Origin of the sequence: Oscillibacter ruminantium GH1, assembly GCF_000307265.1 — a bacterium.
Taxonomy (GTDB): domain Bacteria; phylum Bacillota; class Clostridia; order Oscillospirales; family Oscillospiraceae; genus Oscillibacter; species Oscillibacter ruminantium.
Map to the genome: position 1 here is coordinate 42645 of NZ_DF158898.1, position 14697 is coordinate 57341.

Genomic DNA, 14697 nt, shown 5'->3' on the forward strand with positions numbered 1-14697 from the left:
GCACAGAGCGGAGGGCGTTTTACCGTCGGAAAGCCTGTCCGCGGCGCGTTGACAGACTGCCGGGGTCATGGTATGTTGAGAACAAAAGAACCGACTCTCGTTTGGGGAGCATTGAAAGGAGACGTACCATGGAAGAACAGGACATTAAGCTGACAAAGCTGGCAAAGTGCGCGGGGTGCGGCGCAAAGGTGGGCGCGGGTGTGCTGGCGCAGCTGCTGGATGGCATCAAGGTCCACCACGACCCGAACCTGCTGGTGGGCTTTGACAAGAGCGACGATGCGTCGGTCTATAAAATCAGCGACGAGTTGGCGCTGGTGCAGACGGTGGATTTCTTCCCGCCCATTGCCGACGACCCTTATCTGTTCGGGCAGATCGCGGCCACCAATGCCCTGTCCGACGTGTATGCCATGGGCGGCGAGCCGAAGCTGTGTCTGAATATCATGGCGATTCCGGAATCCATGCCGAAAGAGGCGGTTCACCAGATGCTCCGAGGCGGCTATGACAAGGTGTATGAGGCTGGGGCGCTGATTACGGGCGGCCACAGCATTTTGGACGACGAGCCGAAATACGGCCTGTGTGTCACGGGCTTTGTCCACCCTGACAAAATGCTGACCAACTCCGCGGCCCGTCCCGGCGACGTGCTGCTTTTGACCAAGCCCATCGGCATCGGCGTGCTGACCACCGCCCACAAGGCGGATATGCTGTCCCCGGAGGGACTGGAGCTGGCCCAGCGGATGATGACCACCCTGAACAAGTCCGCCCGGGACGCCATGGTGAAGTACGAGGTTCACGCCTGCACCGACGTGACCGGATTTGGTCTGCTGGGCCACGCCTTCGAGATGGCTCAGGGCAGCGATGTAGAAATGACCATCGACGTGAACGCCGTCGATTTGATTCCGGAGTCCCTGGAACTGGCGAAAATGGGGATTCTTCCCGCAGGCATGTACCGCAACCGTACCTTTGCCGAGCCGGGCGTGGACGTGGGAGACGTGGAGCTTGCCAAGCAGGATTTGTTGTTCGACCCGCAGACCGCCGGAGGGCTTTTGATCTCTGTGGCGGAAAAGGACGCGGACGCGCTGTTCGCGGAACTGAAAGACTGCGTCCCCAGCGCCCAGCGGATCGGCACGATTGCGTCCTATCAGGGCGGAAAACGAATCAGACTGCGCTGAGATTTTCCCCGCGCGGCGGAAGGCACTTTGCGAGAACATGCCATGTTGATTACATTGTGATGAAAGGCAGAGGGAGCGTAGGGTCATGGATCAGAAATTACTGCGAGGAATCCCCAAGGTGGACGACCTGCTGAAGGAACCAAGTGTTGGGGTTCTGATGGAAAAAATGCCTGCCCAGACGGTGACCGACGCAGTTCGTACCGCGTTGGATGGCCTCCGGCGGGAGGTGCTGGCGGGAATGCGGGAGACGCTTCCCGAGCGGGCCGCGCTGTGCGCGCAGGTGGAGACGCTGGCGCGTCAGGCGGCGCTGCCCTCTTTACGGGGTGTCATCAACGGCACTGGCGTGGTGCTGCACACAAATCTTGGCCGGGCGTGTCTTTCCCGGCGGGCGGCGGAGGCAGCCCGGGATGCCGCCGAGCATTACTGTACGCTGGAATACGATGTGTCCGCCGGATGCCGGGGACACCGATACGCCCATGTGGAGAGCCTTTTGACCCGTCTCACCGGCGCGGAGAGCGCGTTGGCGGTAAACAACAACGCCGCCGCCGTTCTGCTGATTTTATCCGCCATGGCGGCGGGGGGAGAGGTGGTCACCTCTCGGGGAGAACTGGTGGAGATCGGCGGCTCGTTCCGCATTCCCGATATCATGGAAACTTGCGGCGCAAAACTGCGAGAGGTGGGCACCACCAACAAGACGCATCTTTCGGATTATGAAAAAGCCATCGGGGAGGATACCCGGGCCTTGATGAAGGTGCACACCAGCAATTTCCGCATTCAGGGCTTCACGGAGTCCGTCCCGCTGGCGGATTTAACGGCGCTGGCCCATGCAAAGGGCCTGCCGGTGATTGAGGATTTGGGCAGCGGTTCTCTGTGGGATTTGGAGCGGTTTGGCCTGCATGACGAGCCGACGGTGCAATCGTCCGTCGCGGCGGGGGTGGATGTGGTGTCCTTTTCCAGCGACAAGCTGCTGGGCGGGCCGCAGGCGGGTATTATCGTGGGAAAAGAGCAGTACATCGACCGGTTCCGCAGCCACCCGCTCTATCGCGCCATGCGGCTGGACAAAATGACGCTAGCGGCACTGGAGGCGACCTTGCGGGCCTATTCCGACGGCACGGCGGAGACGGAAATTCCAACGCTGTCCATGCTGGCGGCAGCGCCGGAGACGCTCAAGATGAAAGCACTGCGGCTCTGCGCGCTTGCTCAAGAGGCGGGCGTGGACGCGGAGGTGGTTCCGTCTGAAGATCAGGTGGGCGGCGGAAGCGTTCCCACCCAGCTGCTTTCCACCTTTGCCGTGGCGGTAACGCCGAGACGGGTCAGCGTGGACAATCTGGAAGCGGCCATGCGCCTGCGGGACCGGCCCATTATCGGCCGCATTGCCCATGACCGGTATCTGCTGGACGCCCGCACGCTGCGGGAAGACGAGTTTGCCTGCATCGTGCAGGCGTTGACGGAGAGCGCACTATGAAACATGTCATCATCGGCACTGCGGGCCATGTGGACCACGGAAAGACCCTGCTCATCAAGGCCCTCACCGGCATTGACACCGACCGGCTGCAGGAGGAGAAGAAGCGGGGCATTACCATCGAGCTGGGCTTTGCCCACTTGGATTTTGACGATGGAACGCAGGCAGGCATCGTGGATGTGCCGGGCCACGAAAAATTTATCAAAAACATGCTGGCGGGAGCCGGCGGCATTGATCTTGCCATGCTGGTGGTTGCGGCGGACGAGGGATTCATGCCCCAGACCGTGGAGCATCTGGGCATTCTGACCCTCCTTGGCATCAAGGACGGCCTTGTGGTCATCACCAAGGCCGACATGGTGGACCCGGAGTGGCTGGAGATGATGCACGAGGAAATTGCCCAGCGGGTCGAAGGGACATTTTTGGAGGGAAAGCCCATCCACACCGTCTCCGCCTATACCGGGCAGGGCATTCCAGAGCTGAAAGAGGATTTGCACCAGCTGGTGCTCCGCGCCCGGGAGAAAAATCTGCGGGTGCCGTTTCGCCTGCCGGTGGATCGGGTGTTTTCCGTGGACGGATTCGGCACGGTGGTTACCGGCACGCTGATTGAAGGGGCCATGCACGAAGGGGATTTGGCGCAGCTGGCGCCCTCCGGTGCGGAAACCCGCGTCCGAAACCTGCAAGTCCACGGAAAAGATGTGGAGACTGCCTACGCGGGCCAGCGGGTGGCGGTGAATCTGGCGGGACTGAAAAAGACGGATGTCCAGCGGGGCGACGCGGTGGTGAAGCCCGACAGTGTTCGGGTATCCTTAATGTTGGACGTGCGTCTGCAAAATCTGCGCCATTCCCAGCGGGTGATTTTAAACGACTCTCAGGTGCATTTGTACCATGGCGCGGCGGTGCTGCTGGCTAAGATTGTACTGCTGGACCGGGACAGTTTAAACCCCGGCGAGAGCTGCTTTGCCCAGCTGCGGCTGACGGAGCCGATTGCCTCGAAGAACGGGGATCGGTTCGTGATCCGATTCCTCTCGCCGCTGGAAACCATCGGCGGAGGAACGATTCTGGACGATGCACCCGTGCGGCACCGGCGCAATGTCCCTGCCGTTCTGGAGGCGCTGAAGATTCGGGAGAGCGGGTCCAGCGGGGATCGGGTTGTGCAGGTGACGGCGGAATTCGGCACAGCCCTGCCCGACGGCGGAAAGCTGGCGGGGAAGCTGGGCATGGACATCACGGAGCTGGAAGAAGAGCTGCGGGAGCTGGTGAGCGTTGGGCGGCTGGTGGAGCCGCTGCCGAACCGCTTTGCCGCGGCGGAGGTCATGGACGGCGTGCGGGATTCCTGCCGGACGCTGTTGGGAGACTATCACAAAAAGAATCCGCTTCATGCGGGTATGAAGGCTGCCGAACTGCGCCAAAAGCTGTTCAAGGCCATGGATCAGACCACGGCGGACGCCTTGCTGAATCAGCTCTGTGAAGAGGGGAGCATCCGCCGTGTGGCGGACCGGTATGCGCTGGCGGAATTTTTCGTCCACTTCACCAAAAAGCAGAGCGCCATCAAGCAGCGCCTTTTGGAGAGCTATTACAAAGCGGACATCGAGCCTGCCACCACAGAGGAGATCATGGCTCAGTTTGCGCCCAACGAAAAGGCCGATGCAAAACAGGTTCTGGACAGCGTTCTCACGGCGGGGGAGCTGGTGATGCTCGCGCCCCAGATCTGTTATCATGAGAAGACCTATCAGCGGGTGTGCGGCGTGGTGGCGCAGCACTTTGCGGAGCATGAGACGATCACACTGGCGGAACTGCGGGATGCGCTGGGCACTTCCCGCAAGTATGCGCTGGCGATTTTAGAGTATTTGGACCGGACCCATGTGACAAAAAAAGAGGGGGACTTCCGCCGCCTTGGAAATCCCCAGTTTTTGAAAGAAAACCAGCCGTGAAGCGCGGACGCGGGGGATAGCGCTGGGCGCGTCCGCGCCGCAGGAAGGGCTTGCCATTTGAGGACGGACATGGTATAATCACGCCGTCGACCGCAGAAAGCGGCGATTTTCGTGGGAGTAGATGGGTGCTGGTGTGCCCCCCGGTCTTCAAAACCGGTGAGGGTGGTGAAGAGCTGCCCAGGTGGGTTCGATTCCCACATATTCCCGCCATGGGACGCCGCGCATCTGCGCAGCGTCCCGTTTTTTTGTCCCGGTAAACTATGCTTGCGGCGCAGAGCGCCGAAGGAGGGCTTATGGAACTGCGACAGCTGGAAGCGTTCACCTATGTGGCGGAAACCGGCAGCTTTTCCCGTGCGGCGGAGCTGCTGCATGTCAGCCAGCCCACCGTCAGCGCTCATGTCACGGCGCTGGAGCAGGAACTGGGACTGACCCTGATCGCCCGAACCACTCGCGAGGTCAGCCCCACGGAGGCGGGGCGGATTTTACTGGAATACGCGGGACAGATGCTGACGCTTCGGCGGCAGGCGGGCGAGGAGATGCGCCGGTTTGCCACAGAACTGTCTGGCACGGTCACCGTGGCCGCGTCCACAGTTCCGGGCCGATATTTTCTGCCCCGACTGCTGGCGGCATTTCAAAAGCGGCACCCCGATGTGAAGTTTGATCTGCGCATGACGGACAGCGCCGGCGCGGTGGAACAGGTGACGGAGCGAAAGGCTGAGATCGGCTTTTGCGGCACGCTTCCCGGCGGCAAGTGCATTGCCCGGGAGTTCGCCAACGACAATCTGGTGATGGTGGCCCCGGACACGCCGCGGTATCGGGCCTATCGGCAGGAGGGAGTTTCTCTGCGCCGCATCGCGCGGGAGCCGTTCGTATTCCGGGAAGAGGGCAGCGGCACCCGCCGGGAGACGGAGCTGTTTTTAAGAGCCATGGGCGTGGACCCGGCGGGCGTGCATATCGCCGCGCAGGTTTCCTCCAACGAGGAAGCGGAGCGTCTGGTGGAGGAGGGCGTTGGAATCTCCGTCCTCTCCAAAAGCGTGGCAGAAGAGCGGGAGCGACTGCTGGTCATTGAGCTGCCTGCGGTCAAAATCCGGCGAAAGCTCTATATCCTTCGCCGGAAAAACAGCGTGCTCTCTCCATCGGCTCAGGTTTTCTACCGTTTTGCAGAGGAATTCTACCGCCGAAGTCTGGAATAATTGACATAAGAATTGTGCAAAACGGAGAAAAATTTCATAGAAATAGCGGGGAAATTGCGGCAATGTGCTGAAGAAAACGTTGAAAAAGTGTGAAAAAATGAACAAAGTCTGAGCATATTAGGAAGAATTATGATTATATTTGGGGAAAATACCCTCGTCGATTTGCTGAATCGTATTTATAGTAAAATCCTATAAATTGAATTCTTTCCTTGCACCAAAATGCGGGAGCAGATTAGAATAGGGATGTACATGGGGCAGAGTCTCCATTGAAAAAGTGAATCATGTGGATGACGGTTGCAGGAGATCTGCTCATTATTGAAGCGGGGCCGAAGGAATAAGTATCGCAGCTTGCCGGCGTGGTATGAACATCTCAGGCGAAAGGACTGCAACCCGACTACACTCTGGAAAGCGAAAGCGCCGAAGGAGCAACCCGCCAACACGGGGAATCTCTCAGGTAAACGAACAGGGTCGGGCAATACAGGACTTGTATTGCCTGTCCCTGCTTTTTATTTTTTCAGTGCCCCGAAGAAAGGGGAGAGCCAAAATGGCAAGTGACCGCCAGTATTTGATTCTCACCAATAATCCGCTGGTAAAAACCTGTATGGACGGACGGTATGCCATCCGGTTTTTTGCGGACCTGTCCCTTCGGGACATTTTGGTGAAAGCGCGGGACATGGTCTACGAGGGACACGAGTTGTATACACATCCCTTGGCAGGCAGCGTAAAACCCAACGAGACGCCGTATAAATCCGTGGTGGTGTCCCGCACGGCGGGGCAGATGCAGGCCGATCAGGCGGAAATCATGGCCAACAGTATCGTTGCCTGCGACAAATTTGCGCCCCGGCACAGGGAATTATCCCAAAAGGTAAGGGAGGATTTCCAACTGATTGACTATACCCTGCTCTCCGGCGCCTTGGGCTTTGACGCCGCAGCGGGTCTTAGTAACGCATGTAACAAAAAATGAAAAGGAGGTGCTCACTTTGAAATTGGAACTGGGTTTTATCCAGATCAAGGACATTCAATTTTCAAAGGAATGCAAGGTAGAAAACGGAACGCTTTACGTCAATGCCGATGAAGTGAAAGACTTCGTATTCAAGGACGACGACGTGAAGGCCTGTGTCAAGGCAGCGCACTTTGACATCGCCAAGCCCGGCGAGAGCGTGCGCATTACTCCGGTGAAGGATGTCATCGAGCCCCGCGTGAAGGTGGAAGGTCCCGGCGGCGAGTTCCCCGGCGTCATCGCCAAGGTTGACACCGTCGGCTCCGGCAAGACGCATGTGCTTCGCGGGATGGCCGTCGTCACGGCCGGCAAGATTGTGGGCTTCCAAGAGGGCGTTATCGACATGTCCGGTCCCGGCGCGGATTATACCCCTTTCTCCAAGCTGCTGAATCTGGTGCTGGTGTGCGAGCCGGTAGAGGGCGTTCATCAGCATGAGTACGAGCATGCTGTCCGGATCGCGGGCCTTCGCGCCGCCACGTTTGTGGGCGAGCTGGGCCGCGCTGTCACTCCCGATGACACGCAGGAGTTCGAGACTTACGGCATCAAGGAAGGCATCGAGAAATTCCCGGACCTTCCCCGCGTGGCCTATGTCCATATGCTCCAGTCTCAGGGTTTGCTGCACGACACCTATGTTTACGGCGTGGATGCCAAGCGCAGCCTGACCACCATCATTTACCCCACCGAGACGATGGACGGTGCGATTCTCTCCGGCAACTGCGTGTCCGCCTGCGACAAGAATACCACCTATCATCACCAGAACAACCCCGTGGTGGCGGATTTGTTCGCGCAGCACGGCAAAACGCTGAACTACGTGTGCAACATCATCACCAATGAGAACGTGTATCTGGCCGACAAGATGCGTTCTTCCGACTGGAGCGCCAAACTCTGCCGCCTGCTGGATCTGGACGGCGTGATCGTCTCTCAGGAGGGCTTTGGCAATCCAGACACCGACCTCATCATGAACACCAAGAAGATTGAGCAGATGGGCGTGAAGACCACCATCATCACCGATGAATACGCCGGACAGGACGGCAAGTCCCAGTCTTTGGCGGATGCCGATCCTCTGGCGGATGCGGTGGTCACCGGCGGCAACGCCAACGAGGTCATCATCCTGCCCGCGATGGACAAGGTGATCGGCACGCTGGATTATGTGGATAAGATCGCCGGCGGACATGCCGGCTCTCTGCGTCCCGACGGGACCATCGAAGCGGAGCTGCAGGTCATCACCGGCGCCACCAACGAGATGGGCTTCAACTGCCTGAGCGCAAGATAAGGAAAGGAGGATATCGAGAACCATGAGTTATCGTGTAGTTCATTACATTAACCAGTTCTTCGCCAATATCGGCGGCGAGGAAATGGCGCATGTGCCTCCCGAACTGCGGGAAGGGCATGTGGGCCCCGGCCTTGCCTTTAATCAGGCGTGGAAGGGCGAGGCGGAGATCGTGCAGACCATTGTGTGCGGCGACTCTTATTTTGCCGAGCATGAAAAGGACGCCAAGGCGCAGGTTTTGGCGTGGGTCAAGGAGGCAAAGCCGGACCTGTTCATCGCTGGTCCTGCGTTTAACGCCGGACGGTATGGTTATGCCTGCGCCAACGTGGCGCTGGCCGTGAAGGAAGAACTGGGCATTCCCGTCCTCACCGGTATGTACGAGGAGAACCCCGGCGCGGACATGAAGGAAAAAATCCTCATCGTCGCCACCACCAACTCCGCCGCCGGTATGCGCAAGGCTGCCCCTGCTATGGCAAAGCTGGCTATGAAGCTGATGCGCGGCGAAGCGCTGGGCGCCTCCTGCGAGGAGGGCTATATGCCCAACGGCGTGCGCAAGAACTTCTTCGAGAAGGAGCGCGGCTCCAAGCGCGCGGTGGATATGCTGCTGGCAAAGCTTGCTGAAAAACCCTTTACCACCGAGTATCCCATGCCCTCTTTCGACCGCGTGGCCCCCAACAAGGCCATCAAGGATTTGTCCAAGGCGACCATTGCCCTGTGCACCTCCGGCGGCATCGTCCCCAAGGGCAACCCCGACCACATCGAGTCCTCCTCCGCCTCCCACTATGGGGAGTATTGTCTGGACGGCGTGGATGTGCTGACGGCGGAAACCTATGAGACGGCCCACGGCGGCTACGATCCGGTCTATGCCAACGAGAACCCCAACCGCGTCCTGCCTGTGGACGTGATGCGGGAGTTTGAGCGAGAAGGCAAGATCGGCAAGCTCCACAACTATTTCTATACCACCGTCGGCAACGGCACCGCCGTTGCGTCCGCGAAGAAGTTCGCCATGGAGTATGCGCAAAAGCTCCTGCAGGCCAACGTAAACGCGGTCATTATGACCAGCACGTGAGGTACCTGCACGCGTTGCGGTGCAACGATGGTTAAAGAGATTGAGCGCGCGGGTATTCCCGTGGTGCATATGTGCACAGTCACTCCGATCTCCATGACGGTGGGTGCCAACCGGATCGTTCCCACCATTGCAATCCCCCATCCTCTGGGCAATCCCGCCCTCACTCCCGAAGAGGAGTACGCCCTGCGCAAGAAGCTGGTGACCCGCGCTTTGGAAGCGCTGACCACCGAGGTCGAGGACCAGACCATTTTCGAGGTCTGATACGATTTGAATATCGCCCCCACGGCGGCCGCATAGGCCGCCGTGGGGCAGCGATCATAGGAGCGGTGAAGCAATGAGCAAAGTCTATGATGTGATTATTCTGGGCGCAGGCCCCGCCGGACTGGCCGCCGGGCTGTATGCCGGGCGCAGCCGTCTGGACACCCTTATTATTGAAAAGGGACAGGATGGCGGACAAATTGCCATCACCAATGAGATTGAAAACTATCCCGGGCAGCAGCTGGAGGGCGAAACCGGCCCCAGCCTCATTGCCCGGATGACGGAGCAGGCCAAAAAATTCGGCGCGGAACGGGTCGGGGACGTCATCAAGTCCGTGGACCTCAGCGGCGATGTGAAGAAGCTGACGGGCAACAAGGGCGAGTATCTGGCCAAGACGGTAATTTTGGCCACCGGCGCGTTTCCCCGGCCCATCGGCTGCAAGAACGAGGCCAAGTACGTGGGCAAGGGCATCTCCTTCTGTGCCACCTGCGACGCCGCGTTTTTTGAGGACTTCGAGGTGTATGTGGTGGGCGGCGGAGACGCCGCCGTGGAAGAGGCCATGTATCTGGCGAAGTTTGCCCGAAAGGTGACGGTGATCCACCGCCGCGACGAGCTGCGGGCCGCCAAGTCCATTCAGGAGAAGGCGTTTGCCAATCCGAAGATGCACTTTATGTGGGACAGCGTGGTGGACGAGGTGGACGGCGACGAGATTCTCTCCAAGATGATCGTCAAAAACACCAAGACCGGCGAGTTGACCACCATTGAGGCGGACGAGGAAGACGGCATGTTCGGTCTGTTCGGGTTCATCGGCCTGCTGCCTAATACAAAGCTGTTCGACGGGCTTGTGGACATGGAAAACGGCTATATCAAGACCGACGACAACATGCACACCAACCTTCCCGGCGTGTTCGCCGCAGGCGACCTGCGGGTGAAGAGCCTGCGGCAGGTGGTCACTGCTGCGGCCGACGGAGCAATTGCCGCCATGCAGGCCGAACATTATATTGCCAATTTAAAATAAAACAAAAGGAGAGATTAGACATGCTGGAACTGGATAAGACTACCTTTGAGCCTGAAGTGCTTCAGGCACCCTGCAAGGTCGTTGTGGATTTTTATGGTGACGGCTGCGTTCCCTGCGCCGCTCTGATGCCCCATGTGCATGAGTTCGCGGAGAAGTATGCCAGCGATACACTGAAATTCTGCGCCCTGAACACCACCAAGGCCCGCCGCCTTGCCATTGGGCAGAAGATTCTGGGTCTGCCGGTCATTGCCGTATATGAAAACGGAGAGATGATCGACTCCTGCGTGAAGGACGACGCCACGCCCGAAAACGTGGAAGCGATGATCAAGAAGTACGTGGGCTAAAAAACTGAGGTTATTTTGACAGGATATACGCCTGACAAAATACCCCGACTCGTGTGACTTTGTGCGCCCACGCCGGTTTGCAAACCGGCGCGTGGGAATCCGCGGGAGGGCAAAGTCCCCTCCTGACAATCGGTAGCAAGCCGAAAGGCTGACTATAATCTTACAGAAAAGGAGGAACAGAAACATGGGCATTTTAGCGGGCAAGAAAGTCGTCATCATCGGCGACCGCGACGGCATCCCCGGTCAGGCCATTGAGGCCTGCGCCAAGAGCGCCGGCGCTGAAGTGGTGTTTTCCTCGACGGAGTGCTTCGTCTGAACGGCCGCTGGTGCAATGGATCTGGAAAATCAGAAGCGGGTTAAGGAGTTCGCCGAGCAGTATGGCCCCGAGAACGTTGTCGTTCTTCTGGGTGCATCTGAGGGCGAGGCTTCCGGCCTTGCTGCTGAGACGGTCACCAATGGTGACCCGACTTATGCCGGTCCGTTGACAGGAGTCCAGTTGGGACTCAAGGTTTATCACGTTTGCGAGCCTGAGATCAAGGCGGAATTCGATGAGGCCGTCTATGACGAGCAGGTCAGCATGATGGAAATGGTTCTGGACGTTGACGACATCGTCAATGAAATGACTGCCATCCGTGAGCAGTACTGCAAGTACTAAATCTAAAGGGGGGACGTTGTCCCCCCTTTAGATTCCACTTTTGATCGGTGCGGCTTTGTCTGCTCCGGGTTGTGAAAATTGGATTTTAAGGCCGAATGGGCGCTCAAATCAGCATGATTTGAAGTGATTTTTGCCCTTTGTGGTGAGAGTCAAGCGCACACATTTTGCTTTTTTAAGGTTGCTGATTCTCCTTAAAATAACGGAACTTCTATTTTGAAACGCAGAGAGGACGGTATTTTTCATGAAGAGTGTCATCAAAGGCGCGGGCTACATTTTGGTCCATACGCCCGATATGGTGCTGCGCAACGGCACCACGCAGACCACCGAGCGGATCGTCAATCCCGACAGCGAATACCTCAAGGAGCTGCCCAGTCACCTCCGCAGCTTTGAACAGGCCCTCTCCTATTGGCCCAATCAGGTGTACATTGGCAACAAAACGCCCGACGAGCTTTCCGCCGTGGAGCAGCCTTGGCACGACAAGGTCTGCGACGTGAACGCGCGGAACGGCAAGTTCGGACAGATCATGCCGCAGGAGGAATTTTTGCTGCTGATGCAAAGCTGCGACGTGTTTGATCTGGTAAAATTGGACAAGGACTTTGTGGCAGCGCACAAGGCGGCTCTTGCCGCCAACCCCCTGATGGACGAGACGATCATGGCCCGGATCAACGACGGTGTGGACGGAGCGGAAATTGCCCGGCTGGTGAGCGAAGAACACTCCGAGGGCCTTTACGACCACGACAAGCTGGTGGGCTGCGTGAACCGCGCCCATGACATCGACGTGAATCTCTCTGCCCATGTGATGCACGAAAATTTGGTGTCCAAGGCATCCTCCGTTCTGGCGCTGCTGTCCGCTGTGAAAAATGCGGGCATTGACAAGAACGAAGTGGAATATGTCATCGACTGCGCGGAGGAGGCCTGCGGCGATATGAACCAGCGGGGCGGCGGCAACTTTGCCAAGTCCGCCGCGGAGATCGCCGGCCTGATGAGCGCCACCGGCTCGGACTGCCGGGGCTTCTGCGCCGCTCCGGCCCACGCCATGATTGAGGCCGCGGCGTTGGTCGCCTCCGGCGCGTATCAAACCGTGGTGGTCACCGCTGGCGGCTGCACCGCCAAGCTGGGGATGAACGGCAAGGATCATGTGAAAAAAGGCCTGCCCATTCTGGAGGATATGATCGGCGGCTTTGCTGTGGTGGTGACCCGGAACGACGGTGTGAACCCCGAAATCAATTTGGACCTGTTGGGCCGCCACTGTGTGGGTACCGGCTCCGCGCCGCAGGCGGTCATTTCCAGCCTTGTCACCGCGCCTCTGGATCGGGCAGGTCTGAAAATCACCGATATCGACAAATATTCCCCCGAGATGCAGAATCCCGACATCACCAAGCCGGCAGGCGCGGGCGACGTGCCTCTGGCGAACTATAAGATGATCGCGGCTCTGGCGGTGAAGCGGGGCGAGATTGAGAAGGCTGACCTGATGAAGTTCCCCGTGGAGCACGGCCTGACCGGCTGGGCGCCCACGCAGGGGCATATCCCCTCCGGTGTGCCCTATATCGGCTTTGCGCGGGAAGACCTGTTGGCGGGCAAGCTGAACCGGGTCATGATTGTCGGCAAGGGTTCTTTGTTCCTTGGCCGCATGACGAACCTGTTCGACGGCGTGTCCTTCGTCATCCAAAAGAACTCCGGTGAGGAAACCGCTGCGGGTGGCGTCAGCGAGGAGCAGGTTAAGAGCCTGATCGCCAAGGCCATGAAGGAGTTTGCGGCAACCCTGCTGGCGCAGACGGATTGAGCGAGGTGCAGCATGAGTAATCTGGAAAAAACCATTGCCAAGACGTTTTTGGAGATGGCAGAGGGCCTTGAAAACGGGTCCTATGGCGTTCGCCCCAAAATCGCGCTGACCGGCATGGGCAGTGAGCATGGGGAGGAAAACGCCATGGCCGCCGCCCAAATGGCGGCGAAGCGGGGCGTGGACGTGTACTATATCGGTACGCTGGAAGCCCCCGGTGTCACCACGATTCATGTCTCTGACGACGAAGAGGGCCACAAAAAGATGGAGCAGATGGTGGACGCCCACGAGGTGGACGGTGCGGTGACCATGCATTTCCCGTTTCCCATCGGCGTGTCCACCGTGGGTCGGGCGGTGACTCCGGCGCAGGGGCGCGAAATGTTCATCGCTAACACCACCGGCACCTCCAGCGCTGACCGCATTGAGGGCATGATTAAAAACGCGGTGTACGGCATCATTGCTGCCAAGGCCAGCGGCGTTCAGAACCCCACCGTAGGCATTTTGAATGTGGACGGCGCGCGGCAGACGGAAATGGCGCTCAAGCAGCTTCAGGAGGGCGGCTATGACTTCCAGTTCGCCCAGTCCTCCCGGGCGGACGGCGGCGCGGTGCTCCGGGGAAACGATGTGCTGCAAGGCACGCCGGACATTCTGGTAACGGATTCCCTGACGGGCAACGTGCTCATTAAAATGCTCTCCGCCTTTACCACCGGCGGCAGCTTTGAAGCCACAGGGTATGGCTACGGCCCCGGCATCGGCAAGGGCTACGAAAAGCTAATCCTCATCATCTCCCGAGCCTCTGGCGCGCCGCTGATCGCAAACGCGCTGGAATATGCTGCCCAGCTGGTGCGGGGGAAGGTGTTCCAAGTGGCGGAGCAGGAATTTGCCAAGGCGGAAAAGGCGGGACTAAACAAGATTTTAGAGGCCCGCAAAGCCGCCGCAAAATCTGCCGATGCGGGGGAGACTGTGAAAGCCCCGCCCTCCGAACCGGTTACCGCCAGTATCCCCGGCATCGAGGTCATGGATCTGGAGGATGCGGTGCAGGCGCTGTGGAAGGTAGGCATCTATGCCGAAAGCGGCATGGGCTGCACCGGCCCGCTGGTGATGATGAGCGAGGCCAACCACGAAAAAGCCTTGGAAATCTTGAAAAAGGCCGGATACGTGGGCTGAGGAGGTTTTGCGTGATGAAAGTCAACGACGTGATCCAAAAGTGCGAAAAGGACCTGACGTGGGAGGATTTGGTGGATCTGGTGGCCAATCATAACCGGCAGGTGGACTTGCTGTTTGCAGAAAAGCAGACCGACGAAGACGGTTACCTGAGCTGGGATGCGGAGAACTGGACCTCAGTGGATGGCAAGCGGTTTATCCGCAGCTATTCGCTGGAGGGACGGACGTTGTCCGACTTCTCCGGGTACAACAAGTACGACATGAAGGGCTATTTTAAGCCCGAAACGGCAAAGGAAATCCGGCTGAACTGAAAAGCGGGCCGCCGAAAAAGCCAACATATTTTTTCGGCGGCCCTTTCGCGCTTTTTTTTGTGGCGCGAAGGGG

At 58.7% G+C, this 14697-nt stretch carries 13 protein-coding genes, 1 tRNA gene and 1 riboswitch; all 14 genes read left to right on the forward strand.

All coding sequences use genetic code 11. The annotated features are described in order from the left end of the window. The first annotated feature begins 128 nt into the window (after window positions 1-128). The 14 genes from selD (at window position 129) to ON16_RS08065 (ending at window position 14624) form a co-directional block, all read left to right on the forward strand. Window positions 129-1169: a selenide, water dikinase SelD gene (gene selD, locus ON16_RS07990; RefSeq protein WP_040661174.1), complete on the forward strand. Its 1041-nt coding sequence runs from the start codon at window positions 129-131 to the stop codon at window positions 1167-1169. Between the two features lie 85 nt (window positions 1170-1254). Beyond that, window positions 1255-2634: an L-seryl-tRNA(Sec) selenium transferase gene (gene selA / locus ON16_RS07995; RefSeq protein WP_040661175.1), complete on the forward strand. Its 1380-nt coding sequence runs from the start codon at window positions 1255-1257 to the stop codon at window positions 2632-2634. Continuing rightward, the gene (selB, locus tag ON16_RS08000; protein ID WP_051131628.1) at window positions 2631-4562 is read left to right on the forward strand and encodes a selenocysteine-specific translation elongation factor; all 1932 of its coding nucleotides are present in this window, start codon (window positions 2631-2633) and stop codon (window positions 4560-4562) included. The genes selA and selB overlap by 4 nt, the downstream gene beginning before the upstream one ends. Before the next feature lie 113 nt (window positions 4563-4675). Beyond that, window positions 4676-4772 (forward strand) — tRNA-Sec (locus ON16_RS08005). An 83-nt stretch (window positions 4773-4855) separates the two neighbouring features. Continuing rightward, entirely contained in the window at window positions 4856-5755 is a 900-nt protein-coding gene (locus ON16_RS08010; RefSeq protein WP_040661176.1) for a selenium metabolism-associated LysR family transcriptional regulator, read from the forward strand. Window positions 5756-6042: 287 nt separating this feature from the next. After that, a riboswitch (glycine riboswitch) is annotated at window positions 6043-6151 on the forward strand. 148 nt (window positions 6152-6299) lie between these two features. Next, window positions 6300-6719 (forward strand): GrdX family protein, encoded by a 420-nt coding sequence (locus ON16_RS08015; protein WP_051131629.1) that lies wholly within the window; start codon window positions 6300-6302, stop codon window positions 6717-6719. A gap of 16 nt (window positions 6720-6735) precedes the next feature. Continuing rightward, window positions 6736-8028, forward strand: a complete 1293-nt coding sequence (locus tag ON16_RS08020) for a glycine/sarcosine/betaine reductase component B subunit (RefSeq protein ID WP_040661177.1) — start codon at window positions 6736-6738, stop codon at window positions 8026-8028. Between the two features lie 22 nt (window positions 8029-8050). Continuing rightward, window positions 8051-9355, forward strand: coding sequence for a glycine reductase complex selenoprotein B (grdB, locus tag ON16_RS08025; protein ID WP_081579632.1), 1305 nt, complete (start codon window positions 8051-8053; stop codon window positions 9353-9355). Between the two features lie 73 nt (window positions 9356-9428). Continuing rightward, window positions 9429-10370 carry a thioredoxin-disulfide reductase gene (gene trxB / locus ON16_RS08035; protein WP_040661180.1) on the forward strand — a complete coding sequence of 314 codons (942 nt, stop codon included), beginning with the start codon at window positions 9429-9431 and terminating at the stop codon, window positions 10368-10370. A 20-nt stretch (window positions 10371-10390) separates the two neighbouring features. Then, window positions 10391-10714 carry a thioredoxin TrxA gene (trxA, locus tag ON16_RS08040; protein WP_040661181.1) on the forward strand — a complete coding sequence of 108 codons (324 nt, stop codon included), beginning with the start codon at window positions 10391-10393 and terminating at the stop codon, window positions 10712-10714. A 184-nt stretch (window positions 10715-10898) separates the two neighbouring features. Continuing rightward, window positions 10899-11369, forward strand: coding sequence for a glycine/sarcosine/betaine reductase complex selenoprotein A (grdA, locus tag ON16_RS08050; RefSeq protein ID WP_081579633.1), 471 nt, complete (start codon window positions 10899-10901; stop codon window positions 11367-11369). A gap of 241 nt (window positions 11370-11610) precedes the next feature. Continuing rightward, on the forward strand, window positions 11611-13152 hold the full coding sequence (gene grdC, locus ON16_RS08055; protein ID WP_040661184.1) for a glycine/sarcosine/betaine reductase complex component C subunit beta: 1542 nt from the start codon (window positions 11611-11613) through the stop codon (window positions 13150-13152). Between the two features lie 12 nt (window positions 13153-13164). Next, entirely contained in the window at window positions 13165-14316 is a 1152-nt protein-coding gene (gene grdD, locus ON16_RS08060; RefSeq protein WP_040661185.1) for a glycine/sarcosine/betaine reductase complex component C subunit alpha, read from the forward strand. 14 nt (window positions 14317-14330) lie between these two features. Beyond that, on the forward strand, window positions 14331-14624 hold the full coding sequence (locus ON16_RS08065) for a hypothetical protein (RefSeq protein ID WP_040661186.1): 294 nt from the start codon (window positions 14331-14333) through the stop codon (window positions 14622-14624). Window positions 14625-14697 lie beyond the last annotated feature (73 nt).

What these genes read in the sequence shown, in the direction of transcription:
- grdD (WP_040661185.1), top strand. Translation starts at nt 13,165, where the DNA reads ATGAGTAATCTGGAAAAAACCATTGCCAAGACGTTTTTGGAGATGGCA.
- selA (WP_040661175.1), top strand. Translation starts at nt 1,255, where the DNA reads ATGGATCAGAAATTACTGCGAGGAATCCCCAAGGTGGACGACCTGCTG.
- grdC (WP_040661184.1), top strand. Translation starts at nt 11,611, where the DNA reads ATGAAGAGTGTCATCAAAGGCGCGGGCTACATTTTGGTCCATACGCCC.
- trxA (WP_040661181.1), top strand. Translation starts at nt 10,391, where the DNA reads ATGCTGGAACTGGATAAGACTACCTTTGAGCCTGAAGTGCTTCAGGCA.
- selB (WP_051131628.1), top strand. Translation starts at nt 2,631, where the DNA reads ATGAAACATGTCATCATCGGCACTGCGGGCCATGTGGACCACGGAAAG.
- ON16_RS08065 (WP_040661186.1), top strand. Translation starts at nt 14,331, where the DNA reads ATGAAAGTCAACGACGTGATCCAAAAGTGCGAAAAGGACCTGACGTGG.
- ON16_RS08010 (WP_040661176.1), top strand. Translation starts at nt 4,856, where the DNA reads ATGGAACTGCGACAGCTGGAAGCGTTCACCTATGTGGCGGAAACCGGC.
- selD (WP_040661174.1), top strand. Translation starts at nt 129, where the DNA reads ATGGAAGAACAGGACATTAAGCTGACAAAGCTGGCAAAGTGCGCGGGG.
- ON16_RS08015 (WP_051131629.1), top strand. Translation starts at nt 6,300, where the DNA reads ATGGCAAGTGACCGCCAGTATTTGATTCTCACCAATAATCCGCTGGTA.
- trxB (WP_040661180.1), top strand. Translation starts at nt 9,429, where the DNA reads ATGAGCAAAGTCTATGATGTGATTATTCTGGGCGCAGGCCCCGCCGGA.